This is a genomic window from Labilibaculum euxinicum (genome assembly GCF_009795715.1).
Taxonomy (GTDB): domain Bacteria; phylum Bacteroidota; class Bacteroidia; order Bacteroidales; family Marinifilaceae; genus Labilibaculum; species Labilibaculum euxinus.
The window spans coordinates 241,149-268,052 of sequence record NZ_WTCR01000001.1; the positions used below are offsets into that span (position 1 = coordinate 241,149).

General features: G+C 34.8%; 19 protein-coding genes and 2 tRNA genes. 14 read left to right on the forward strand and 7 right to left on the reverse strand.

Annotated features, from left to right (window positions below; genetic code table 11):
* The first annotated feature begins 1 nt into the window (after position 1).
* Genes GQR60_RS00905 through GQR60_RS00915 form a run of 3 tightly spaced genes read left to right on the forward strand, consistent with a single transcriptional unit; the run spans position 2 to position 2,539 of the window.
* A complete protein-coding gene (locus GQR60_RS00905; RefSeq protein ID WP_124991143.1) occupies positions 2-1,060 on the forward strand; it encodes an FAD:protein FMN transferase in 1,059 nt (352 codons plus the stop codon).
* On the forward strand, positions 1,038-1,265 hold the full coding sequence (locus tag GQR60_RS00910) for a DUF4266 domain-containing protein (RefSeq protein ID WP_124991144.1): 228 nt from the start codon (positions 1,038-1,040) through the stop codon (positions 1,263-1,265). Before GQR60_RS00905 ends, GQR60_RS00910 begins: the two co-directional genes overlap by 23 nt.
* A complete protein-coding gene (locus GQR60_RS00915) occupies positions 1,250-2,539 on the forward strand; it encodes a DUF3570 domain-containing protein (protein WP_124991145.1) in 1,290 nt (429 codons plus the stop codon). The genes GQR60_RS00910 and GQR60_RS00915 overlap by 16 nt, the downstream gene beginning before the upstream one ends.
* Before the next feature lie 122 nt (positions 2,540-2,661).
* On the opposite strand, the gene GQR60_RS00920 is transcribed toward GQR60_RS00915, so the two are convergent.
* From GQR60_RS00920 to GQR60_RS00930, 3 genes are all read right to left on the reverse strand, one after another.
* A tRNA-Gly gene (locus GQR60_RS00920) sits at positions 2,662-2,734 on the reverse strand.
* Positions 2,735-2,793: 59 nt separating this feature from the next.
* Positions 2,794-2,866: transfer RNA gene (locus GQR60_RS00925), tRNA-Gly, on the reverse strand.
* A gap of 196 nt (positions 2,867-3,062) precedes the next feature.
* Positions 3,063-5,276 carry a S9 family peptidase gene (locus GQR60_RS00930; RefSeq protein WP_124991146.1) on the reverse strand — a complete coding sequence of 738 codons (2,214 nt, stop codon included), beginning with the start codon at positions 5,274-5,276 and terminating at the stop codon, positions 3,063-3,065.
* A 307-nt stretch (positions 5,277-5,583) separates the two neighbouring features.
* Here GQR60_RS00930 and thrS point away from each other — a divergent pair, with 307 nt between their 5' ends.
* From thrS to GQR60_RS00965, 7 genes are all read left to right on the forward strand, one after another.
* Positions 5,584-7,536, forward strand: coding sequence for a threonine--tRNA ligase (thrS, locus tag GQR60_RS00935; protein WP_124991147.1), 1,953 nt, complete (start codon positions 5,584-5,586; stop codon positions 7,534-7,536).
* 21 nt (positions 7,537-7,557) lie between these two features.
* The gene (infC, locus tag GQR60_RS00940; RefSeq protein ID WP_124991148.1) at positions 7,558-8,112 is read left to right on the forward strand and encodes a translation initiation factor IF-3; all 555 of its coding nucleotides are present in this window, start codon (positions 7,558-7,560) and stop codon (positions 8,110-8,112) included.
* Between the two features lie 43 nt (positions 8,113-8,155).
* A complete protein-coding gene (rpmI, locus tag GQR60_RS00945) occupies positions 8,156-8,344 on the forward strand; it encodes a 50S ribosomal protein L35 (RefSeq protein WP_442358280.1) in 189 nt (62 codons plus the stop codon).
* Positions 8,345-8,437: 93 nt separating this feature from the next.
* Positions 8,438-8,791, forward strand: coding sequence for a 50S ribosomal protein L20 (gene rplT / locus GQR60_RS00950; RefSeq protein WP_101308885.1), 354 nt, complete (start codon positions 8,438-8,440; stop codon positions 8,789-8,791).
* A gap of 232 nt (positions 8,792-9,023) precedes the next feature.
* Complete coding sequence (dapB, locus tag GQR60_RS00955; RefSeq protein WP_124991149.1) at positions 9,024-9,737, forward strand: 4-hydroxy-tetrahydrodipicolinate reductase; 714 nt, start codon at positions 9,024-9,026, stop codon at positions 9,735-9,737.
* 55 nt (positions 9,738-9,792) lie between these two features.
* Positions 9,793-11,181: a signal peptidase I gene (gene lepB, locus GQR60_RS00960; RefSeq protein WP_124991150.1), complete on the forward strand. Its 1,389-nt coding sequence runs from the start codon at positions 9,793-9,795 to the stop codon at positions 11,179-11,181.
* 104 nt (positions 11,182-11,285) lie between these two features.
* A complete protein-coding gene (locus GQR60_RS00965) occupies positions 11,286-11,933 on the forward strand; it encodes a WbqC family protein (protein WP_124991151.1) in 648 nt (215 codons plus the stop codon).
* Here the strand turns inward: GQR60_RS00965 and GQR60_RS00970 are convergent.
* Together GQR60_RS00970 and GQR60_RS00975 are read right to left on the reverse strand one after the other, a co-directional pair.
* On the reverse strand, positions 11,922-12,356 hold the full coding sequence (locus GQR60_RS00970; protein ID WP_124991152.1) for an NUDIX domain-containing protein: 435 nt from the start codon (positions 12,354-12,356) through the stop codon (positions 11,922-11,924). The two genes, GQR60_RS00965 and GQR60_RS00970, sit on opposite strands and share 12 nt — an antisense overlap.
* A 35-nt stretch (positions 12,357-12,391) precedes the next feature.
* Entirely contained in the window at positions 12,392-13,186 is a 795-nt protein-coding gene (locus GQR60_RS00975; protein ID WP_101308880.1) for a C40 family peptidase, read from the reverse strand.
* A 189-nt stretch (positions 13,187-13,375) separates the two neighbouring features.
* Here GQR60_RS00975 and GQR60_RS00980 point away from each other — a divergent pair, with 189 nt between their 5' ends.
* The 3 genes from GQR60_RS00980 (at position 13,376) to GQR60_RS00990 (ending at position 19,967) form a co-directional block, all read left to right on the forward strand.
* Complete coding sequence (locus GQR60_RS00980) at positions 13,376-15,499, forward strand: HD family phosphohydrolase (RefSeq protein WP_124991153.1); 2,124 nt, start codon at positions 13,376-13,378, stop codon at positions 15,497-15,499.
* A 303-nt stretch (positions 15,500-15,802) separates the two neighbouring features.
* Positions 15,803-17,455, forward strand: a complete 1,653-nt coding sequence (locus GQR60_RS00985; RefSeq protein ID WP_124991154.1) for a Zn-dependent hydrolase — start codon at positions 15,803-15,805, stop codon at positions 17,453-17,455.
* 118 nt (positions 17,456-17,573) lie between these two features.
* Entirely contained in the window at positions 17,574-19,967 is a 2,394-nt protein-coding gene (locus GQR60_RS00990) for a TonB-dependent receptor (protein WP_124991155.1), read from the forward strand.
* A 243-nt stretch (positions 19,968-20,210) separates the two neighbouring features.
* On the opposite strand, the gene GQR60_RS00995 is transcribed toward GQR60_RS00990, so the two are convergent.
* Both GQR60_RS00995 and GQR60_RS01000 read right to left on the reverse strand, forming a co-directional pair.
* Positions 20,211-21,662, reverse strand: coding sequence for a SusD/RagB family nutrient-binding outer membrane lipoprotein (locus GQR60_RS00995; RefSeq protein WP_160463382.1), 1,452 nt, complete (start codon positions 21,660-21,662; stop codon positions 20,211-20,213).
* A gap of 23 nt (positions 21,663-21,685) precedes the next feature.
* The gene (locus GQR60_RS01000; protein ID WP_124991157.1) at positions 21,686-24,901 is read right to left on the reverse strand and encodes a SusC/RagA family TonB-linked outer membrane protein; all 3,216 of its coding nucleotides are present in this window, start codon (positions 24,899-24,901) and stop codon (positions 21,686-21,688) included.
* A gap of 488 nt (positions 24,902-25,389) precedes the next feature.
* On the opposite strand from GQR60_RS01000, the gene GQR60_RS01005 reads away from it, so the two are divergent.
* Positions 25,390-26,853, forward strand: coding sequence for an aminoacyl-histidine dipeptidase (locus GQR60_RS01005; RefSeq protein WP_124991158.1), 1,464 nt, complete (start codon positions 25,390-25,392; stop codon positions 26,851-26,853).
* Positions 26,854-26,904 lie beyond the last annotated feature (51 nt).

Sequence of the window (26,904 nt, forward strand, 5' to 3'; positions counted from 1 at the left end):
TATGAAACAATTTGGCATTTTACTGTTTCTGTTGACAGGAGTCTTGCTTTCAGCTTCATCTCAAAATAATAAATCGTATACCGAAGTATTGTTACTGATGGGATCCCGTTTTGAAATGACAGCTGTAACAAGTGATGAAAATCAAGCCAGACTGGCCATAAAAACAGGTATTGATGAAATTAAACGAATTGAGCTCCTAATCTCATCATGGGATGCAAATTCACAAACCAGTAAAATAATTGCCAATGCTGGAATCAAACCCGTTGTGGTCGATCAGGAACTTTTCAATTTGATTCGTCGATCGATTAAAATTTCTAATCTTACCCATGGTGCTTTTGATATTAGTTACGCCTCAATGGATAAAATATGGAAATTTGACGGCAGTATGAAAAGCATGCCCGACTCAGTATCTGTTACTGCTTCAGTCTCAAAAATAAATTACAAAAACATTATTCTTGATGAAGAAAAACACAGCGTATTCCTAAAAAAAGCAGGAATGAAAATAGGCTTTGGAGCCATAGGTAAAGGATATGCTGCAAATAAGGCTCTTGAATTGATGGCGAAAATGAATTTAGACGGAGCACTTGTAAATGCATCAGGAGATTTAATTAGCTGGGGAAAAGATGAAGGTGGTAAAGATTGGAAAATTGGTATCACAAACCCCAAGAACAAAAACCAGATTTACTCCTGGTTAACAATTGGAGAAACAGCCGTTGTAACATCAGGAAACTATGAGAAGTTTGTTGAATTCAATGGTGTAAAATACAGTCATATTATCGATCCAAGAACCGGTTATCCTGTGAAGGGCTTAAGCTGTGTTACAGTTATTTGTCCCAATGCAGAACTGGCTGATGCTCTGGCAACCTCTGTTTTTGTTTTAGGAAAAGACAATGGACTTGAATTAATCAACCGTTTAAATGGTATTGAGTGCATTCTAGTTACTGATGATCAAAAACTGATTACTTCAAGCAATTTAAAACTGGAATATCAGAACAATAACAAAAAAAATAATTATCAAATACAAATTGGAGAAACCAATGAAAAACAAAAGGAAAATTAACTTAATCATCATGGGTTTATTTGCGATGATTGCAATGAACAGCTGTGTTTCAGTAGCAGCTTATCAAAAAACCTATTTAAATGATGAAGAAATGGCACTTCAGGCCAAAAAACTTGAAGTTTACGAATCAAACTTTCAGGCTTACCGCGAAGGTGCGGCAGGTGCCAATGGAGGAAAATCAGGAGGAGGATGCGGATGCAACTAAAGACTATTCTATCCCTACTATTGCTATTGTCAGTTACATTTGTAACAAATGCCCAAACAGATAAAAATAGCATCGACGACAAACAAGAAAACAGTCGTAAAAAAGTAAAATCATCGGAAGATTACAAAGAGACCGAAGTGGATTTCCTGCTTAACTACTACGAGCAGGATGGCGATCATTCTCCTGTTACCGGCGGACAAGGAACCGAAGAATTAACTAATGTAGCCCCAAGCTTTGTGGTTCACATTCCTGTTGATTCCTTATCGAGTCTGGGTTTAAATTTTGGTATTGATATCTATTCCTCAGCTTCGACTGACAATATCGATTACTTCGACACTCACAAAACATCTGCTTCGAGCATGGATGCAAGAGCTCATATTAATGCATCTTATTCCCACACTTTAGCTAATTCGGGCAATGCTTACAGCGTTCTAGCCGGATTCTCGCAGGAGTTTGATGTTAGCTCATATCATGCAGGTGGTTCATACACCATCAATTCTAAAGATCAGAACAGATCTCTTACCATTGATGGATTGTATATGAGCGATAAATGGAAATTACTTTATCCTACAGAATTAAGAGGTACTAGCAGTGCAAATCTTAAAGATGACGTGCGTGCAACCTTAAAATTTGGCTTATCATACTCTCAAGTAATCAATAAACGTTCACAGGCCTTATTTTCAATGGAAGTAGTTTCACAAAGCGGACTGTTATCCACTCCATTTCACCGGGTATTTTTTGATGATGCTTTTGCTTTTGCAGATAACAAAAATGAGTTGGCAACAAGGAGTCATATAGAACATCTTGATGACAGTCGAACCAAAATCCCTATCTCGATAAGATGGAACTACTATTTAAGCGATTTTATCCGATTAAAAACCTTCTATCGATACTATTCTGATTCATGGGGAATCTCAGCTCACACGGCAAGCATAGAACTTCCAATGACGGTAAGTCCATCGTTTATCGTTTCGCCGTTTTTTAGATATCACAATCAAACTGCTGCTGATGATTTTTATAAGTTCGGACAAGCCAGCGCATCAAACACCCCTGAATTTTATACTTCGGATTACGATTTATCGGATTTTAACAGCTATAAAGTTGGTGTTGGCTTTCAATATTCACCGGTTATGGGAATTTGCAATTTTAAATCTCCTCTGCGGAAAAATAAAACTGGTCAATTAAAAAGAATTGGATTGCGAACTGCCTACTATGACCGAAGTGATGGTTTAAATGCCTGGTTAGTTAGCTTAGATTTTGGATTCACATTCTAACAACTGATATATTATACCAATTTAATAGTGAATGGACTGCTTCTATAAGTAGTCCATTTTTTTTTAATTCAAAAATAGGGCATAAAAAAAACTGTTCCATATTGATGAAACAGTTTCAACTGAGCGAGAAACGAGACTCGAACTCGCGACCCCAACCTTGGCAAGGTTGTGCTCTACCAACTGAGCTATTCTCGCATTTCCCTTTTAACAAAACCCTGATTACTGAACAAAAGGATAAACTTCAATAATCGTTGAGCGAGAAACGAGACTCGAACTCGCGACCCCAACCTTGGCAAGGTTGTGCTCTACCAACTGAGCTATTCTCGCATATTAATAAGAACCGTTGCTCTTAACATCAGCGTTGCAAATATAGATATTCCAATGCTTTTGACAAGAGGTTTTCAAAAAAAAATATCAAAAAAAAGAATACAAACACAGCTAAAAAACTGACTATTTGAGCAAAAGAAAAGAGGAAATCATCAAAACCAATTTCCTCTTCCCAATTCATACGCCACTTTACCGACTATAAATTAACTTTTAAAAACTTATTGAATCGATTATACAAATGCAATCTTGTTTTCCCACCATATATACTATGATTCCTGTTGGTATACACCTGCATTTCAAATTGCTTATCTGCCTGCACCAAACGTTCAGTCAACTCATATGTATTCTGAATATGAACATTATCATCTGCCGTTCCGTGGCAAAGCAACAGTGATCCTTTCAATTTATCAACATGATTAATTGGTGAATTATCATCGTATCCTTTGGGATTTTCCTGAGGTGTTCTCATAAATCTCTCGGTATATACAGAATCGTAATACCTCCAGTTCGTTACCGGAGCAACGGCAATTGCAGCCGCAAATACATCACTTCCCTTCTCTAAACAAAGAGTAGACATAAAGCCACCATAACTCCATCCCCAAATAGCTATTCTATTTTCATCTATAAAGCTTTCCTTAGCCAAACTACGGGCTGCGGATATCTGATCGTCTGATTCCAACCTTCCTAATTGCATGTAGGTGCATTTTCTAAACATTTGTCCTCGGGCACCTGTACCTCTAGGATCCACACAAACAACAACGTATCCTTCCTGAGCTAAATACTGATACCAATCAAAACTCCAAGAATTAAGAACACTTTGTGAGTTTGGCCCACTATATTGTGTCATTACTACAGGATATTTTTTCGAAGGATCAAAATTAAATGGCTTTATCATCCATGCATTCAGCATCGTCATTCCATCAGCAGCCGGAAGCATTGTGAATTCTTTTGGCAAATACTGATATTCCTTTAATTTGGCAACCAACTCATCGTTGCTTTCCAATACCCGAATCATTTTACCCTTACTATTAAATAAACTAACAGTATTTGGCTGAGTAACACTTGAAAAATAATTGATATAATATTTAAATCCGTTACTAAAAACAGTATTATTAGTTCCTTTCTCAGGAGTTAGTAATTTTTTTGCTGTTCCATTTAATTTTACGGAATAAACATTTCTATCCATTGGTGATACTTCGGCAGATTGATAGTAGCAAACCTGATTTTTTTCATCAAAGCCTAAAAAATCGGTTACATCCCAATCTCCATTTGTAATTTGCTGTACCGATTTACCCGTGGCCATGTCATACAAATACAAATGATTGAATCCATCCTTCTCGTCCAAATAAATAAAATGCTTTCCATCATTCAAATAGGTTAAATAATCAAAATTCCCTTCCTCTATGTAATATTTATTCTCTTGTGTATACATTATATTCGAACTACCGGTTCTAGCATTAGCAAGCAATAGTTCCAATTTATTCTGATGACGATTCAATCGATAAATACTTAGCATTTTAGGATCCTGAGTCCATTTAATGCGGGGAATGTACTGATCCTTCTCCTCACCCACATCCATTCTTTTCGTAATTCGGTCTTCAATATTATAAACAAACACCTCAACCGTTGAATTCTTCTCTCCTGCTTTTGGGTATTTATAAGTATAATTTTCGGGATACAAAGCATTCTCTTTTATCTGTGGATATAAACCTTCGAATTTGTTCATATTGAACATCTTTACATCGCCTTCATTAAATTTCATATAAGCAAGAAACTCACTATCGGGAGACCATTCAAAAGCCCTGTTAAATTCAAACTCTTCCTCATAAACCCAGTCTGGTGTTCCGTTTTGTATCTTATTCCATTCCCCATCCTTTGTGATTCTAATTTCAGAACCAAACAAAACATTATGAATATACAGATTATTATCACGAACAAAAGCAATCCGATTGCCATTCGGCGAAAAAGTAGCCAAACGCTGCTTTCCATTCTTCGACAAAGGAACCAACTCTCTGTTTTTAAAAGAGAACACAAAATAATCAGCAGTAAAAGAACGTCGGTATATGCGCTCCGGATTTGTCATTAATAGAATACGGCTTTCATCAGCACTAAACTCATATTCATTAATGCTCTTTATTTCCACATCTTTTATTTGATTCAAATTCAACAAAGTATCTACAACCTTTCCCGTAGCATAACTGTATTTCACAATTTTAGTACCACCTTCTTCTAATGTTGTGTAATGAATACCATCTTTCATCGATAGTAATCCTTGAACAGATTTCTGACTAAAAGTGCCGTTAAGCATCAAATCCTCCATGCTTATCTTCTGATTTTCAGTCTGTGAAAAAGACAAAAAACCAAAACACATAAGGATGCAGAAAGTTAATATCTGTCGACTTATCTTCATAATTTTAAATTTTAGTATCGGTTGTTTATTAATCTCTCAAAGATTCCACTTTTTTACAGAAAAGAAAAATTACTACTTGATAATTATTTGTTATCACGCATCATTTGTTTAGATTTCACTAATTGTCATTCTTCCTTATCGGGTAAAAAGACTACTCCGCTTCCAACTGTTAAGAATAAAACCGTAAAAAATTTCAGACATTATTCTTACAACACACAAATATTGGCAAGCAAATTCATCTGAAAATTAAGGAGAAAGTTATATCTTTGTGGATTGAATAAAAAAAACAAATTTTTAAAATTATATAATGATTAAAATTACATTTCCGGATAATTCTGTAAAAGAGTTTGAAGCAGGGATTTCTGGCCTTGGTATTGCCAGAAGTCTAAGTAACAGCCTTGCCAAAGAAGTTTTATCTATAACTGTAAATAATGAAATTTGGGATATCTCTCGTCCAATAAACGAAGACTCAAACATTAAATTACATACTTGGGATGATGCTGAAGGTAAGTATGCGTTTTGGCATAGCTCAGCTCACCTTATGGCAGAAGCATTGGAGGCATTATATCCTGAAGTGAAATTTGGTATTGGTCCGGCTATTGAAATGGGCTTTTATTATGATGTTGACTTAGGAAACGGAATGGTTCTTTCCGATAAAGATCTTCCTAAAATTGAACAAAAAATGCTCGAACTTGCTCGAAACAAGAGTGAATATCAGCGTACAGATGTTACCAAGGAAGAAGCTATTTCGTTTTTTAAAGAAAAAAACGAAGAATACAAACTGGAGTTAATCAATGATCTGGAAGACGGCACCATCAGTTTCTACAAACAAGGAAATTTTACTGACTTGTGCAGAGGACCACACTTGCCTAACACCAGCTATATTAAGGCCATCAAATTAAACTCTATTGCGGGAGCTTACTGGAGAGGTGATGAAAAACGCCCGCAGCTTACACGTGTTTACGGAATTACTTTCCCTAAAAAGAAATACCTTGATGAATACGTGATAATGATGGAAGAAGCCAAAAAACGCGACCACAGAAAACTTGGGAAAGAAATGGAACTATTCACTTTCTCTCAAAATGTGGGTCAGGGAATGCCATTGTGGTTACCAAAAGGTGCACAGTTAAGAGAAAGTTTAGAAACTTTCTTGAAACGCGTACAGAAAAAATTTGGATACGAGCAGGTTATTACTCCTCATATTGGAAACATAAACTTGTATAAAACGTCAGGTCATTACGAAAAATACGGTGAAGATTCATTTCAGGCAATTCAAACTCCTCAAGAAGGAGAAGAATATCTGCTAAAACCAATGAACTGCCCGCATCATTGCGAAATTTACAAATTCAAACCTCGTTCATATAAAGATCTGCCTGTTAGATATGCCGAATTTGGTACTGTATATCGCTACGAACAAAGTGGAGAATTGCACGGCTTAACCCGTGTTAGAAGTTTCACACAAGATGATGCTCACTTGTTCTGTACACCAGATCAATTGAAAGATGAATTCAAGAAAGTTATCGATATCATTTTCATTATCTTTAAAGCACTAAACTTTACAGACTACACTGCTCAGATATCTTTACGCGATAAAGTAAAACGTGAAAAGTATATTGGTAGTGACGAGAATTGGGATAAAGCAGAACAGGCTATTATAGAAGCTGCTGAAGAAAAAGGCTTAAATACCGTTGTTGAATATGGCGAAGCCGCTTTTTATGGTCCGAAACTCGATTTTATGATTAAAGATGCAATTGGCCGTAAATGGCAGTTGGGAACCATACAGGTTGATTACAACTTACCGGAACGTTTCGAGTTAGAATACGTTGGAAGCGATAATCAGAAACATCGCCCGATCATGATTCACAGAGCTCCATTTGGTTCTATGGAACGATTTGTTGCCGTTTTACTGGAACATACCGGTGGTAAATTCCCTTTATGGCTAACACCTGAACAGGTTGTAATTATGCCAATTAGCGAAAAATATAACGATTATGCCGAAAAAGTTTTAAATTCGTTAAATAATTCCGATATTCGCGCCGTATTAGATGATCGCAACGAGAAAATTGGTCGGAAAATCCGTGATAGTGAGTTGAAAAAGACCCCATATCTTATAATTGTAGGCGAAAAGGAAGCAACCGAAGGTACAGTTTCTGTTCGCAGACAAGGAGAAGGTGATTTGGGTTCTCAAAGCATTCAGGAATTTACAGATTTTATAAATAAAGAAGTAGAAGATCAAATATCTTCTATTGAACAATATTAACTTAATTAGGAGGACCTAGACATAGCTGGATTTCAACATAAAAACAACAGGGGGCCAAGAAAACCTCAAGAAGCTCTACACAAAATTAATAAATTAATTAGGGCACGTAGCGTTCGCGTTGTTGGAGAGAACGTAGAACCAGGAGTTTATTCTATTGCTGAAGCATTAAAATTTGCTGAAGATCAAGGATTAGACTTAATTGAAATTTCACCAAATGCCGATCCACCAGTCTGTAAGATTTCTGATTACCAAAAGTTTCTTTATCAACAGAAAAAGAAACAAAAGGAATTGAAGGCTAAAACGGTTAAAGTTGTAGTGAAAGAAATTCGTTTCGGACCAAACACCGACGAACATGATTACAATTTTAAACTAAAGCATGCCGAAAAATTCTTAACAGAAGGTTCGAAGGTAAAAGCTTATGTTTTCTTTAAAGGCCGGTCAATCCTTTTTAAAGACAAAGGTGAGATTCTTTTATTAAAATTTGCTCAGGATCTTGAAGAGCTTGGTAAAGTTGAACAACTGCCAAGATTAGAAGGAAAACGTATGACCATGTTTTTAACACCAAAGAAAAAGTAAAGTAATTTATATATAATCAATAATTAGTTGTACAATGCCTAAGATGAAAACAAATAGCAGTGCAAAGAAAAGATTTACTTTGACTGCATCTGGAAAAATCAAAAGAAAGCACGCTTTTAAAAGTCATATTTTGACTAAAAAAAGCACTAAAAGAAAGAGAAATCTTACTTACTTTGGTTCTGTAAATAAAGCAGACCAGAAAAATGTTAAGTTAATGCTTAACATGTTGTAAAAATCAGTATTTGATTTTTAAAGTTTATTAACCGGGTGATTTAGCAAAAAAAGAGTCCTTAAATGGAACGCTAACATTCTAAAAACAAAAACAATGCCTAGATCAGTAAATTCTGTAGCTTCAAGAGCTAGAAGAAAAAAGATTTTAAAAGAAACCAGAGGTAACTTTGGAGCAAGAGCTAACGTTTGGACGGTAGCAAAAAACACATGGGAAAAAGGTATGCAGTATGCATATCGTGATAGAAAAAAGAAGAAATCAAACTTCAGAGCATTGTGGATTCAGCGTATTAATGCTGCTGCCAGACTAGAAGGTTTGTCATATTCACAATTGATTGGTTTGATGCATAAAGCTAACATCGAAATTAACCGTAAGGTTTTAGCTGATTTAGCAATGAATCATCCTGAAGCATTTAAAGCTGTTGTTGGAAAAGCACAAACAGCTAAATAATATTATAAATTATTTACTTTAGAACGGGATTGTTTTGTACAATCCCGTTTTTTTTTGTTTATCTCCTAAATCCAAATGCTTAATGGGGTCTTTATACTGATTATCGAAAAAGCATTTTCAAATGGCACAATAATCCACTTCCGGTAGTTTAATATGCCTTGGATTTATTATTTTTGAAATCATTAAGCAGGAGTAATACTATTAACCATACAAGCTCCTTAAAAAACCACACATGAGAATAGCACTTATTGGCTACGGAAAAATGGGCAAGGAAATTGAACAAATTGCACTAAGCCGAGGCCATCAAATAGGATTAATAATTGATCAGGAAAATCAAGCCGATTTGCATACTGAGAACCTTAAAAATATTGATGTTGCAATTGAATTTACAAATCCTGATTCAGCCTTTGGCAACTATCAAATTTGCTTTGAAGCAAACGTACCCGTTGTATCTGGCACAACAGGATGGCTGGATAAAATAGATTTAATTAAAGAAAAATGTCAGTTAGGAAGTGGTTTTTTCTATGCCTCTAATTTTAGTTTAGGAGTAAATCTTTTCTTCGAACTTAATAAAAAACTAGCGGCACTAATGGCGCCTTTTAGCGAATACAATGCTGACATGGAAGAGATTCATCATATTCACAAGTTAGATTCGCCAAGTGGAACGGCAATTACTTTAGCTGAGGGTATTATTGAAAATCATCCCAAAAAAACAAAATGGATTGAAGCTGCTAGTATGAAGGAAGACGAACTTAGCATATTTGCTAAACGACATGGTTCCGTTCCTGGCACACACTCCATCACCTGGCACTCTGAAGTCGATGAGATCAGCATTCAACATTTGGCTTATAGCAGAAAAGGCTTTGCTCTTGGTGCTGTGTTAGCCGCAGAATTCATGCCTGAAAAGAAAGGTTTTTTTTGTATGAAAGATCTTTTAAAACTATAGTTCAGCACAACAGCTGGAATAAAAAGAAATTAAGTAATCATTAAAAAAAAATTGAATGAGCAGTATACTAAAAAACAAATGGTTTAAATTTTCAATAGCTCTAATCATCTGCCTTTTGATGATTATTTGGATAGGTAATTACTGGCTGATTTTGGGCCTTCCCATCCTTTTTGATGTATACATCAGTAAAAAAGTACATTGGGCTTTCTGGAAAAAAAGAGGTGTAAAAAAACAAAGTGCAACAGTAGAATGGGTTGACGCAATTATTTTTGCAGTTGTTGCTGCAACCATTATAAGAATGTTCTTTATTGAAGCATATACAATTCCTACTTCATCAATGGAGAAATCTTTGTTGGTAGGAGATTATCTTTTTGTGAGCAAAGTAGCATACGGGCCAAAAATCCCAAACACTCCGCTATCCTTTCCTTTTGCGCATCACACAATGCCATTAACCAAATCAACTAAATCGTATCTGGAATGGATTCAATGGCCTTACAAACGCCTTGCCGGTATCAGCGAAGTGAAAAGAAACGACGTTGTTGTATTCAATTTCCCTGCCGGTGATACTATTATCGTAGGCCGAGAAAACCCAGACTATTACACAAATTTAAGAGGTATAGGTGATCAATTTATGTCTGATGACATGAAAAAAGGACGGACTCTTCAGTCAGAGAAAAAATATATTGATATGGCACGAAAGTATCTGGCTCAAAACACAGAAATAGCTACTCGTCCGGTAGACAAACAAGAGAACTACATCAAACGATGTGTAGGACTTCCGGGAGATACTCTATTGTGCATCGATGGTGAATTACATGTTAATGGTAAACCTCAGGACAAAATTGAGGATATGCAGTACAATTATGTTGTTCGCACAAATGGAACTCCTATCAATCCAAGAAAACTGGAAGAACTAAACATTGCCAAAGCAGATATTGACCACAGAGGATCTGATTACAATCTTCCTCTCTCGCTTAGTAAAGTTGAAGAATTGAAAAAATTGAGCAATGTTGTTTCAATTATTAGAAGAAATTCAACTCAAGGTATTTCTGAAGATGTTTTCCCTTTTAGTGACCATTACACGTGGAACAGAGACAATTTTGGACCATTAGTTATTCCTAAAAAAGGACAAACAGTTTCCCTTAATTTGGAAACACTTCCTTTGTATGAAAGAGCTATTAATGCTTATGAGGGTAATGATTTAAAAGTTCAGGATTCTACCATTTATATCAATGGAAAAATTGCAACAGAATTTACATTTAAAATGGATTACTATTGGATGATGGGTGATAACAGACACATGTCAGCCGACTCGAGATACTGGGGATATGTTCCTGAAGATCACATTGTAGGAAAGGCTTCATTTATATGGCTTTCATTGGATAAAGACAAAACTGCTTTCAGCAAAATCAGATGGAACAGAGTTTTTAAATGGATTCACTAATCGGCTAAGACTAAAATTATATGAAAGACACCCACTGCGGTGTCTTTTTCTTTTCCTTATTTTTCTATTTTTGTGCTTACGTTTCAACAGCTTCAAAATAATCTATGAAAAACTCCAAAGCCTTACTGACAACATCTTTTTTTGCACCCATTCAATATTACTGTAAATTAATTCAATACCCTGAAATCATAATTGAACAATGGGAGCATTATTCAAAACAATCGTACAGAAACCGCTGCAATATCTATGGAGCAAATGGTGTTTTACCTCTATCTGTTCCGGTTGTAAAGGCAACAAATAAAAAGGTGTTTACTAAAGATGTTAAGATATCATATGATACCAATTGGCAGAAATTGCACTGGAAAGGAATTGAGGCGGCTTACAAATCTTCTCCTTTTTATGAATATTATATTGATGATTTAGAGCGCTTCTTCACTCAAAAATGGGATTTTTTACTTGAATACAATAATGAAATTCAGAAAGAAATATTTGGTATTCTTGAGATTGACCCAATTATTAAATTCTCTGAGGACTTTATTGATTTTGGTACATCTGAATATGATGATTTCCGGGAAAAGATACACCCTAAAGTTTCAAAATTAGAAACAGACGACTCGTTCACAGCAAGAAAATACACACAAGTGTTTGGAGACAAATATGGTTTTATTGAGAATCTGAGTATTTTAGATTTAATTTTCAATTTGGGACCAGACAGTCTAAGCTACCTTGAATCAATCAATTCAAATTTGTAGTTGTTTCAGCAGATCTGACATAATAAGATCGTGATCAAAAGCCAGAGGTGGCAATTTTTCAACAGCTTGCCATTTTGCTTGTTTGGCATCATCTTCTCCCTTAACAACCGGCAATTCATCGGACATCATTGTTCCAGTATAAACAATCGATACGGTTCTTCCCCGGGGATCACGGTCAACAGCTCCATACGTCCTGAATTGTTCTAAACCAAAGCCAACAAAACCCGTTTCCTCTTTTAGTTCCCGATAGGCTGCCACTTCAATCTCTTCATCCATATCAACAAAACCACCAGGAAACGCCCACATATCCTGAAATGGAGGATTGGCTCTTTGAATTAGCAATACGTAAAGCACATTATTGGATTTGCAAAAAACAGCACAATCTACAGTTAGTGCCGGCCGTGGATATTGGTAAGTGTACATATAACAGGATTCCTAAAATTGTTACTGAATCGAATCTACTCGTTAATAATTCTTTTAATCACTCTTAACTTGTGCGTGTAACGCTTTTTATCAACATTGAATATTCCCTGATGATCTACATTATCAATACGGACATTGCCCGAAGCATGTATAATTTTATGCCGATCCCAAATAATACCAACATGAGTAATTTTCCCTTCTTCGTTATCAAAAAAAGCCAAATCGCCTGGCAAAGCCTCTTCTACAAAAGTTAGCGTATTTCCAATTAAAACCTGCTGACTTGCATCTCTTGGCAATACAATCCCATTTAGCTTGTAAACAATTTGGGTTAAGCCGGAACAATCAATTCCATACGGAGTTCTTCCTCCCCATAAGTAGGGTGAATTAAAATATTTTAACGCACTTTCGATTATTGAATCACGCAAGTGTTCGGCAGAAGAATTTTCAGAAACCTTGCCTTGATAGAAATAATCCTTATCGGCAATTCTAAATGACTTCTTCTCCAAATCACAAAATGGAAATGAACTTCCAGGTACAATCAATTTATTGGAGTAATCCTGTTCCTGAAAAACCAAATTAAACGTATCATTAGCTACAACCTGAAGCTCCTTATTTAAAATCTGAAAAAGTTCTTCATCAATCGCAGTAATCATTTTAGTATCCACCCAACCTTCGTAATTGTCAAATGCCAATCTGATTTTTGACCAGTTTTCATTCTCTTCAAGAATCTCAAAATGTTCCCCAAACAATAATTGAGTCACCATTTCGCTTCGTTCAGCCGGTTCTTTTCGGACTGGGATAATACTTAGATCGGAAATTCCGTAATTCATTTATTGTTCTATTTTAGCATTCAAACCAAATATAAAGAATAAAATTATGCTTTTACATTTGGTTTCACAAAATTGCCAATAAAATAAGTCTTCTAAAAGAAACAAGGAATAGTTTTCAAGCACAAAATATTACATTATTTTTATAAACAGAATTTCAGTAATAACCGCACTCACAAATAGCAAACAGAAATGAGTAAATACTTCAGGTGGATTCGACAGAATTTAAACAACATCTACAGGTTTTTGATTACATCAATGACCATTATTCTCATCACCCTATTGTTTCCCAATATTGGCAACTTCAAATACGAATACCAAAAAGGAAAACCATGGATGCACGAAACCTTAATTGCCCCTTTTGATTTTGCTCTTTTAAAAACAGATAGTGAAATTTCGCAGGAGAAGGACAGTATTTTGAATAAATTCTATCCTTTCTTTAAAAAAGACACTGCTGTAATTACAGAAATTACGAACAAATTCAATTCTGATTTTGACAAGAAATGGAGTCAATTCACAAAATCCGGCTCGTATAAAAAATTAAATAATTCCAACCAAACTACGGAAAAAGAGTTCTTACGACTCAAAGAATACCTTATTCTTAATCTCAGTAAAATTTATGAATTTGGAATCGCCGATTTTCAAAATGAACAGAAAGAATTAGGCTTCAAACGCCCTGATTTCATAAATAAATCGGTAAATAATCTAAACGAAGTTGTTCCTACTGAAAATATATATACACCCAAAAGTGCATATCAATTTATTTCAAATCAATTAAAAACAGATTTTCCCTCTTCAGCATATCAGAGTTTTATTCAGGAATTAAACATTGATTCTTATCTTTTGCCTAATCTGTTTTACGATGCAGCAATGTCTGAACAGGTTAAAGCCAGCATGTTGTCCATGGTATCCCTTTCAAAAGGTATTATAGAATCCGGAACCCGGATTGTTCTTGTTGGAGATGTTATAGATGATCACACTTTTCTTGTTTTGGAATCACTAAAAAAAGATTATGAAAATATACTAGGATCGTCGCAGAACCATTATTTAATTGTAATCGGACAATGTATGCTAATTATTTCATGCATCCTTCTGCTGTTTCTTTATCTGCGAAATTTTAGAAAACAGATTTTACATGACAACAAAAAATTACTATTTATACTTTTATTTGTACTGCTCTATGTTGCACTAACAACTCTTGTTCTTAAATTTACTAAAGTTAATATCTACATCATTCCGTTCGCGTTAATAACAATAGTTGTGAGAACGCTGATGGATAGCAGAACTGCCCTCTTTGTTTTTATAATAACGGTTTTACTTACCGGATTTCTTGCTCCAAATGGCTTTGAATTTGTATTCCTACAACTCTCAGCTGGTATTATGGCAATTTACAGCCTCCCAAGATTAGAGCGTCGTGGACAGTTGGTATTAACAGGAATCATTACCTTCTTAACTTATAGTATTGTCTACTTTGCATTTGCCATAACTCAAGAGTCAAATATCGCTGATATAAAATGGGTGAACTTTATGTTCTTTGCCATAAACGGCTTATTTATAACATTTTCCTACTCACTGATATACATTTTCGAAAAACTATTTGGTTTTCTTTCGGATGTAACTCTTATTGAACTCTCGAATCAAAATCATCCGCTCTTACGCCAACTATTGCAACACTCACCAGGAACCTTCCAACACTGCCTGCAGGTAGCCAATTTGGCCGAAGCTGCTATCAACAAAATTGGAGGAAATCCTTTGCTGGTTCGCACAGGAGCTTTATATCATGATATTGGAAAGATGAAACACCCAGCTTATTTTATTGAAAATCAACTAACCAACTCAAACCCTCATGATAAATTAGATTTTGATAAAAGTGCTCAGATTATAACAGATCATGTTAAATTTGGGGTTAAAATTGCGAAGAAACACAAGCTTCCTCAGCTAATTATAGATTTTATTGAAACCCATCATGGTGCCGGAAGAGTTCAGTATTTCTACACCTCATTTAAAAATAAATATCCTGACAAGGAAATTGATGAAGAAAAATTCACCTATCCAGGTCCGGATCCTTTCACCAAAGAAACCGCAGTATTAATGATGGCAGATTCAGTGGAAGCATCGTCGCGGAGTTTAAAAGAAAAAACGCCCGAAACGATACGTGCTCTTATCGACAAAATAATTGACAAGCAAATTGCTGAAAACCGTTTCCAAAATGCTGATATAACTTTTAAAAATATCAATCAGATCAAAGAAATTTTCACAAATGCTCTTATTAACGTTTATCATGCGCGAATTGAGTATCCAAAAGAGAATGAATAAAAAATTTTAACCTTGTTTCCTCAATAATTTGATTTCAATCTATTTTCAATTGCCTGACAATAGGTTGAAATCAAAATTGCAGTACCCATAACCAACAAACAGAACATAAACATCTAATTTTATGGCTATTAAACACACACAAACATCTTGAATTTCTTTTTTTTTCCTATTCATTTTTTTGTAACTTATGACTAAGAGTATTCTTCAAATCGTTTTCAAACGACTTATCCATATTCACTTGTTAAGGAAGCATAAAATTAATATAAGCTAATCACAGTATTTTAAATTCAAACCCTTATTGTTATGAATCGGAAACTGATAATTTTATTTGGACTCATCATTTCGATCGTATTTGCTTTTTCCTGCCAACCCAATAAAAAAACTGAAGAGAAAGAAAAATACGACTCTGTAATGAAACGGAAATTGGCAAACTATGTAAAAGTTCAACTCTCTGCCGATTTAAGCAATCTCACTGCAAATCAAATAAAACTATTTTCTCAATTAATAAGAGTATCAAATGAAATTGATGAAATTTATTGGTTGCAGGCATATGGTGATAAAAATCAACTTTTAAATAAGATTACTGATCCAGACATGAGGGAGTATGCAATGATCAATTATGGTCCATGGGATCGTTTAGATGGATTTGCTCCCTTCACCGATGATTTTCCTCCTCGTCCCTTAGGAATTGGTTTTTTTCCTGACGATATAACTCAGGAAGAATTCTTCTCTTTAAAAAATGACAATAAATACAGCGCATACACAACATTAACCCGTACCGAAAATGGATTGCTAAAAGTGTTACCTTACCACATAGCTTATCAAAGTCACATAAATAATGCTGTTTCAGCCTTACAAAGTGCCGCAGAGCTCTGCGAAACTAAAGATTTTAAGGAATACCTTTTGCAACGTGCTGAAGATTTACTTTCAGATAATTTCGAGAAAAGTGATCATTTGTGGATGAATCTGAAAACCAATCCAATTGATTTTATTGCAGGACCTATTTCTAATACTGAAGATCATTTTATCTGGACAAAATATTCCTACGGCGCATTTATTTTGTTAAGAAATATACAATGGACCAAGGATGTTGAGAAATACTCTTTACTACTTCCTTATTTACAAAAAAGCCTTCCTGTTTCTGATGAATATAAAAATGAAACACCCTCCGAATCGGCAGAAATAGTAATTTATGATGTTTTATACAATTCGGGTTATTGTAATGCTGGTAATAAACTAATTGGGTTGAACCTTCCTATTGGCAACAGTATAACTACCAGTGCTAAAAAATTACATTTCAAGAATGTAATGCAAGCCAAATTTGAACAAATTCTTCAACCGATCACGAATTTAGTTATCGAAGAAAAACAGCGCAAGCATGTTTCATTTAAGTCATTTTTTTTAAACACAATTTTTTATGAAATAAGTGATGGACTTGGAATCTCACAAACTATAAATGGGAAAGGAAGCGTAAAAGAAGCTTTAAAAGAACATTACAATGTAATAAATGAAGTGAAAAATGATGTGCTTCGAATGTTTTTTCTTGGACAACTAACTGATATGGGGCAAATTGAGGATGTTGAACTAATGGATAATTACGTTACCTATATGGCTGATGTATTTAGATCTATTCGTTTTGGAGTGAAGGATTCGCAAGGGGTTGCCAATATGATTCGATTTTACTATTTCGAAGAAAATGAGGCCTTTAAATACAACCCAAAGAGTGGCACTTACAAGGTTAATTTTTACAAAATGAAAAAGGCCATAGAATCATTATCAAAATTAGTTCTTGAAATAGAAGGAAATGGTGATTATGAAACAGCTGATCAGCTAATTAAAACAAAGGGGTTTATTCATAATGAACTATTACAAGACTTATATCGAATTCAAAGGGCTAAAGTTCCTAAAGATCTCGTTTACGATCAGGGTGAAAAAGTTATTATTTCGAGTAATTAATTCTCATTTTTAATAAAAAAAAAGGCATCATAAAGATGCCTTTTTTTATTTCCATTCCGCAGATGAAATATTTATCATATATTTGAATTCTAAACTAAATTCTGAAAATCATACACAAATGATCCGTCTATTTCTTTGTATAATTATTTCACTTCTCTACAACATGAGCACATTTGCTCAAATAGTTAAACTTACCGATTCGAAAACTCACAAACCAATAGAAAATGTATACATATTTGATTCGGAAAAATCAATAATAACAAACAACATGGGAGAAGCAAGCTTGGCTGGCTTCTCAAAAAACAAACTTATTCACTTTCAACATCCTTCTTATAAAAATCTTCAGTTTACTTTTTCAGAAATAGAAAATAAATTATTTATTATCTCCTTACAATCCAACATATTCCCAATATCCGAGGTCGTGGTATCTGCTAATAAATGGGAAGAGAATAGTAATGAGATACCAATAAAGGTGATACAAATAAACAAAGACCAGATAAAACAAAGTACATCTCAAACCAGTGCAGATTTATTAAAGGAATGTAATCAGGTTTATATTCAAAAAAGCCAATTAGGAGGAGGCAGTCCAATGATCAGAGGATTTGCAGCCAACAGAGTTCTCATTGTATTGGATGGTATCCGTCTCAACAATGCCATTTACAGAAGTGGTAACCTTCAAAATGTACTCAATATTGATCCAAACAGTCTTGAATCGGCTGAAGTAATTTTGGGACCAGGCTCTATTATTTATGGAAGTGATGCAATTGGCGGCGTAATGGATTTTCACACGATTAAACCGCGTCTTTCAACTTCTGAAGTCCCCAATATTAACTTCTCGTTCAAATCCAGATATTCATCTGCTAATAATGAAGTAATGAATCATGGCAAATACAATTTTGGGACTTCCAAATTGAGTTTAGCAGGTAGTGTTAGCTATTCTGATTTCTCGGATCTAAAAATGGGAAAACACGGTCCGGATGATTACATGCGACCTCAATATGTTATCAGCAGAAATGGCACAGATGAAATAATCCAAAATCCAAATCCTGAAAATCAAAAACACAGTGGCTATTCCCAGATCAATGTATTGCAAAAAATACGTTTCAAAGCTTCAGAAACAATGGATTTTCAATACAATTTTCAACATTCCGAAACATCAAACATTCCGAGATACGACCGATTAATACAATATTCAGGTGGTCAGTTAAAATATGCTGAATGGTATTACGGCCCTCAAAAACTTCAATTGCATTCTTTAAAAATTAATAATTCCAAACCAACATTTCTATATAATTCTTTTAAAGTAATAGCTGGATATCAAAACTATCAGGAAAGTAGAAATAGTAGGAAATTCAATTCTTCAACACTGACTAACAGAGAAGAGAATCTTAAAATATATTCAGTAAATGCTGATGCTGAAAAGCAAATAAATTCGTCCTCTCAATTGTTTTATGGGAGTGAATGGACTCACAACCGATTAAATTCTTACGGAAATAACACGAATATTTTTTCCAATGAAAAGTTAGAAACATCAAGTCGTTACCCTGATAATTCCAAGTATACCAGTTTGGCATTCTACTCCAACTTAAAATGGAAATTAAACTCAAAATGGATACTAAATACAGGAATACGATATTCTCATGTTTGGATAACATCTAATCTGGACAATCGCTTTTACAATTTTCCTTTCGATAACTTAAATCTTTCCTCTGGTGCAGTAAATGGTGGTATCGGTATAAGTCATTTATCCAATAAAGGATGGTCGCTCAAAATAAATGCTACATCAGGATTCAGAACTCCAAATATTGATGATGTTGCAAAAGTGTTTGATTCGGAACCAGGAAAAGTTGTTGTTCCGAACAAGAATTTAAAACCTGAAACAGTATATAATTTTGAAGTAAACCTGAGCAAAAATTTTTTCAACACCTTGTTCCTTGACTTAAATGGATTCTACTCCTTCTTAGATAAGGCCATGGTTAGGAAAGAATTTTCGTACAACGGACAAACTAATCTAATTTATGACGGCGAGGAAAGCTCAATTCAAGCCATCGTAAATGCAGATAATGCAAAGATATGGGGAGGTAACTTCAGCGCAATTTTGAAGTTAACTGATCATTTTTCAGCCAATACAAGTTTTACGATTACAAAAGGGAAATACAAAGATGGCACCCCTGTACGACATGTTCCTCCATTATTTGGAAATACGTCGTTAACCTATAATTCGAAACACTTAACATCAAAACTAAGCCTTGAATTTAATGATGAAATCAGCTATAAGAATCTTGCTGATACAGAAAGAGACAAAGCCTATTTGTATGCAAAAGACAAAAATGGAATGCCCTACTCCCCTTCCTGGATGATTGTAAGCTTTAACAATGAAATTAGAATAAGCAAAAAGCTTATTGCTAATATAAGTGTGGAAAACATCTTAAATAAGCGATACCGACCTTATTCATCTGGAATTAGTGCTAGTAGCAGGAATTTTATATTGGGGCTTTCTTATGGGCTTTAAAATAGCAATAGTCAATTACAATTATCTCAATATCTACAACACAGTAATCATCTATACCTCTCAATAATTGACATGAGTAAATCAAAATACATGACTAGATTACTTCCAATACAACAACATAATTTTAGCTCGAATTAAAAATTATTATCACAATTTCTAATTCTTACAACAACCACTATTTTCGGTATTAATCAAAAAAAAAGCCGAACAAAAGTCCGGCTCCTTCAATATTTTAAATTTTATTTAATTTACGTCAAACCAAAGTTTAGTCGTTGCTTTATCACCACCAATAGCTGCAGCCGCGGCAGTATAGCTATCAATATTCTTATCATTCTCATCATAAGGATATGGGTAACGAACAGGAATATCACCATAATTTAATTCCTCAGGTACATTTAACACAGGAAAATCCAATCTTCTCCATTCAGCCCAACCTTCTACACCTCTGTTATACATTGCTAACCATTTCTGGGTACCAATTTTCTGTTTCCATGTACCAGCAGCAGTCGAATAAGCAACAGATGGTTGAGCTAAGTATGCAGTAGCATCCGCAACAGTACCTCCATAATAAAGAATACTAGCAGTAACACCTTTGTTGTAATGCTCTTCTGCAGTACCACCAACAGAATAACCTCTTTCAACAGCTTCAGCTAAGAAAAATTCCATTTCTGAATAATCTGCTAAAACCACCTCTAAAGTAGGCTCAAAGAACATTGGAGTAAAGTGTGAAAAACTAGCATAAGCACCACCGGCAGTTAAACCATAAGTCAAACCTTTATATTCACCACCAACTTGAGTAAACCATAAGGCACGTCTAGGATCATTCAAGTTATTCATGATATCAATCAATGTATTAGAAGGAACATAATCCGAACGATTATCAATAAAATAACCCTGATAAATTGTGTTCACATAAGGATCTGTTCCAATGTAAGCAAAGAAAGCTCCTTCTAAGTTAGCACTATAAATGCCATTCGAAGATGCTATAGCAGCTTCAACTTTCGTTTTAGAATCAAAAGACGGCACATCGGCCATTCTCATAGCCATTCTAAGCTTCAACGAATTGCCCAAAGTTTTCCACTTATCAATATCACCACTAAAAAGTAGATCTGAATCTCCAAAAGAATCAGCCTCATCAACAAACATGGCCAATGCTGCATCTAAACGAACAAAAAGATCTGCATAAATAGTTGCAGCATCATCATATTTAGGAAGAGTATTATCCAATCCCACCAAAGCCTCAGAATAAGGTACATCTCCAAATGTTTCAGTCAATACAGCATAAGTGTAAACAGTCATAATTTCGATAATCGCTTTCTGATTAGTAGCTATATCAGCAAGGCCACCAGTATATCCCGCAGCATCAATAATCATAGATGCTTCATTAAGATCCATCAATACATCACGATACATCTCACCCCAGAAAGAATCTGGAATACCCCGATCCTGAAAATCATAACGACTTTCGTTAGTATAAGTAGTTTCCATCCAATACTGAGCCAATAAACGAGATATATTTCTGTTTACACTCATATTATCGTATTGCGCAACAAATTGTTGCTGAGCTGCTGTAAATAGTGTTCCTACAGGAACCTCCGTAGCTCTCTTTGGATTGATGTTATCATCCAGCTCACATGAAGAGAACCCCACGCCCATCAATAGGACGCCAATCAATATATATTTTATTTTTTTCATTTGGTCAATTTTCATAAGTTAATTTAGAATCCTAATGTAATGTTAAATCCATAAGATCTTGTTGTTGGGTAAGAAGAGTTGGCAATACCCTGCTTGTTACCAGAACTCTGACCAGTTTCAGGATCAAAACCAGGAGTATTCTTATGTAGAATTAATAAATTACGTCCAATTGCTGAAACTACAGCTTTGGTTAAGAATGTTTTACCAAGAATACTCTTAGGAAGAGAATATGATAACGCAACTTCTCTCAACTTAACGTATGAAGCATCATAAATGTATCTTGCAGTAGGAGTTCTTCCGTAATACTGATCTCCACCCCAAGAATCTGCTCTTGCAAAAGTAGTGTTTTGTGCTCCATCTGCGTATACTGCTTCGGCATGTAAAATACCACCACCATCAGCTACTGCATCACGCTTAGGATTACCCAATGAATTTAAACCAGCAGTTTCTTTATACAAACCGGTAGCTAAACCATACTTACGATCAACAGAATAAACATCACCACCTTGTTGTACATCAATTAATGTACGAAGAGAAAACCCTTTGTAGCTAAATGTGTTAGTAATACCGGCATTCCAGTCTGGCTGAATATTACCAATAACTTCATCAGTCTCATCTGTTTTTAAATAGTATCCACTTGAACTAACTGTTTTTTTACCGTTAGTATAAACAAAGTCGGTGCCTTTTAGCACACCATAAGGCTGTCCAACAGCTGCATTAAGAGTGATATCCCATGCTGAAGTAATCAAAACATTATTAACTCCTGCATACAAAGATTTAACCTCATTCTTATTCTTAGCCCAATTGATATTCATATCCCACGAGAAATCATTTGTTCTAATTGGAGATGCATTAATACCAAGTTCTATACCTTTATTCTCCACTTCACCAGAATTAACATATGCCTGAGAATAACCCGTAGCAAAAGAAACATTTACCGGCATAATCTGATCAAATGAATTTGCTTTATAAAGAGCAAGATCAAATCCAATACGGCTATTAAAGAAATTTGCTTCTAAACCCACCTCGTAACTCTCAGTACTTTCTGATTTTAATTTAGGATTCTGAAGAGTACTATTTACTGAAAATGGAGCATTGTTACCCCAGTTCACATTCTTAGTATAAGTAGATTTTAAATTGTACGGTTGTGTATCATTACCAACTTCAGCATAATTAGCACGAAGTTTTGCAAATGACAAGAAACTTAAGTCTTTTAATCCACCAAGTTCTGAAAGTATTAAACTTGCAGAAACAGCAGGATAAAAATAACTGTTCTCATCTTCAGGAAGAGTAGAAGACTCATCAACACGAATAGATCCTTCTAAGTAAGCAAAGTTTTTATAACCAACAGAAAAATTAACATAAGCACTATTTATGTTGCTTTCGTAAAGATTTTCAGTAGGAGATGTTGCTACTGTAGAATTTGCAACAGTATACAATAAAGGAACAATTAAGCCTCCAGACGTTGAAGAGAAAATATCAGAACTTTCATTATCTCTATTTGAGATACCTACAAGACCATTTAAGCTGAAATCATTAACTTGTTTTTTGAATTTCAACATTAAATCGGTATTCAATTCTCTAAAAGTTCTTCTGTAGTTTGAGAACTCAGATTGAGAATTACTATTAACAGCTATTCTTTCATTCTGCTCTTCACTATAATAATCCATAGAAGTTCTGAAAGTCAAAGAGAACATGTCATTAAATTTGTAATCTAATGAAGCATAACCAAAAAGTCTGTTTCTCTCATCATCCTCGTAATTCATGTAACGAGTCCAATAAGGATTGTTTGCATAAATAGGATCAAGATTTGTTGGACTTTTAGCATTCCATGTACGCTGATCACCATCAGGAGCCAGATAATTATTCTTCATTCTACCAAAATCAAGATTGGTTTGGAACCACTGTGCAAAATTCTGCATTGGGTTATTATCATCATAACCTGTTCCATAACGACCTTTTCCTTTAGTATTCACAAAGTTACCACTAAATTCAGCAGTTAATTTATCGTTTAATTCATAACTCGATCTAAATGAAAGACTATTCTTTTTAATCGAACTGTTTGGAAGAATACCTGTTTCATCAGAATTAGTATAAGCCAATCTAAAGTTATAACCTTCTTTACCACCTTCTAAAGCAACACTATTCACATACTTTATTCCTGTTTCAAAAAAATCATAAACTTTCGATTTAGGAGCAACCCATGGACGCTCTTCACCATAATTATCTGCAGCAGGGTCTAAAGCATCCCAATGAACAACCATCAAGTTTGGATCAAACTTTGCACCCCATGAAGCATCTTCCATTGTAGGAACAACTAATTGAACGCCATTCCCAAAATCTGCCTCATTAAAATAAGCATCCTCATCAGGTCCATAATAAGGACCATAACCAGCACCATATTCATACTGATATTCTGGCATTGTCTCTTTATTAATAGTACTGAAAGTAATACCAGAGTTAACTGTTACACCAATACCTTTTCGACTCTTTCCTTTTTTTGTAGTAATTAAGATCACACCATTAGCTGCACGAGAACCGTACAAAGCTGTTGATGCAGCACCTTTCAAAACAGATACAGACTCAATATCTTCAGGATTGATATCCGCAGCTGCATTTCCATAGTCATAACCACCCCAACCATCTGTCTGATCAGCATCATTAGTGTTACTATTATCAATAGGTACACCATCTACTACAAATAAGGCCTGATTGTTTTGAGTAATTGAAGCAGAACCACGAATCACAATATTTGCAGAACCACCCATTGTATTTGCCTGACGAACTTGAACACCAGCAACCTTACCTGAAAGGGAATTCACAATATTGGTTTCCTTAACTTCGCTCATGCTCTCGCCACTTACTTCTGTAACAGCATAACCAAGTGATTTTTTTTCACGAGTAACGCCTAATGCCGTAACGACAACTTCATCCATACCAATGGATTCAGTTTCCATTACAACGTTAATGACAGTTTTGTCACCAACTTTAATTTCCTGGGTAACCATACCAACAAAACTAATCAACAATACATCTGTTGATTTAGCTTCCAAGGAATATCGTCCGTCAATATCAGTACTGGCACCAATTGTAGTACCTTTTAAAACAACGGATACTCCGGGCATGCCCAGACCATCTTCAGCACTGGTAATAATACCAGAAATCTGCTTGCTTTGCGCATTTACTAATTGCATTCCCATAAAAATGAGTAATGCAAATAGTCCAATCATTTTTTTCATAAAAAAACTTTTTAGTTAGTAATTAAGTAAAGATGCAAAATGGTTAATGGTAATTCTAGATCCTAAAAATAGCATTAAAAAAGCTTTTAACAAAAATTAACACACTTTTAACACTTGATCAAGTTATGACTTATGTCATGTTTTAATGTGTTTCTCGGGGAGTTACGTAAATAATTCAATTGGAAGTGTTGTCTATTTACTTTTAAAAATCAACACTATAGCTTATAAAAAAAGGATACAACATATTAAATTCAAAAAAAATAAAAAAAATATGTTTTTTTTTGAAAACAACATGATAAACTCAAAATTTTAGCCGACACCCCCAAAATATAACAATCAACCTGATTAAAAACACACATAAACCACACATGGTGTCATATCAGATGAAGGGGTATTAAAAAAAACATAAAATGTGCATTCTCGAAAAATTGAATGACATTCCTCAACAAAATTCATAATTTGCTACATTTGGTGAAAAATTAAACAACATGAAAAAAATACTCGCAGAATTACAGCCTACGGAAATTTGGAAATATTTCGAAGATATTTGTCAAGTTCCAAGACCTTCAAAAAAAGAAGATCGAATAATCGACTTTTTGATGGAGTTTGGCAAAAGGCACAACTTACAAACAAAGAGAGACCAGATTGGAAATGTGTTAATCAGCAAACCTGCTACTCCTGGAAAAGAAAACCTAAAGACGATTGTTTTACAATCACATATGGATATGGTTTGCGAAAAAAACAATGAAACAGTTCATGATTTTAATAAGGATCCTATAATTCCCTTGATTGATAATGGATGGGTAAAAGCAAAAGGAACAACACTAGGTGCCGATGATGGCATCGGAATGGCTGCAGAAATGGCACTTCTGACCTCAAGCAATATTGAACATGGGCCTATTGAATGTCTCTTTACTGTAGATGAGGAAACAGGGCTATCTGGTGCATTTGCCCTGCAATCAGGCTTTTTTAATGGAGAAATACTATTAAATCTTGATTCTGAAGATGAAGGTGAAATATTTATTGGCTGTGCCGGAGGTATTGATACCCTGGCAACAATAGAATATACCAAGGAAGATGTTCCAAATGGGCATTTTTCAGTACGAATTGATGTAAAAGGTCTTCTTGGAGGACATTCAGGTGATGAAATTAATAAAGGTCGTGGTAATTCAAACAAAATTTTGAATCGTTTTCTTTGGCAAATAAATAAGAAATATGGTATTCGTATTGCCTGTTTTGAAGGTGGCAATTTAAGAAATGCTATTCCCCGTGAGGCCTACGCTATTATTACGCTACCTTCTGAGTTCAAAGAGAATGTTCGAGTTGATTTGAATATTTATGCGTCAGAAATGGAAGAGGTTTGGAAAATTACTGAGCCTAAGTTAAAAATCTCTCTTGAATCTACCGACAAACCAACATTTGTTATTGATGAAGAAAGCTCTTCAAACCTAATGGATGCAATTTACGCGTGTCCGCACGGAGTTTTTTCCATGAGTTCGAAAATACCTGGAATGGTTGAAACTTCAACAAACTTGGCATCTGTTAAATTTTCAGACGACAATAAAATTCAAATTACCACATCGCAAAGAAGTGATGTAGATAGTGAAAAATACAATATCGCTCAAATGGTCGGCACTTGTCTGACTATGGCAAATGCAAAAATAGTACATTCTGATGGATATCCGGGCTGGGCTCCAAACCCCTCATCAGAAATACTAACTGTTGCTGTAGATTCCTACAAAAAACTCTTTGGAATTGATCCTGTTGTCCGTTCTATTCATGCAGGGCTTGAATGCGGCCTTTTTCTTGAGAAATATCCAAATATGGATATGATTTCATTTGGCCCTACACTCAGAGATGTACATTCTCCTGATGAAAAAATTAATATTGAAACGGTAGATAAGTTTTGGAAACACCTTCTTGATATCCTCAAAAACGCTCCTGTAAAGTAAAAGAGATCTATCCTCTTCAACACCATATAACGGCAATTCTGAATTCAGAAT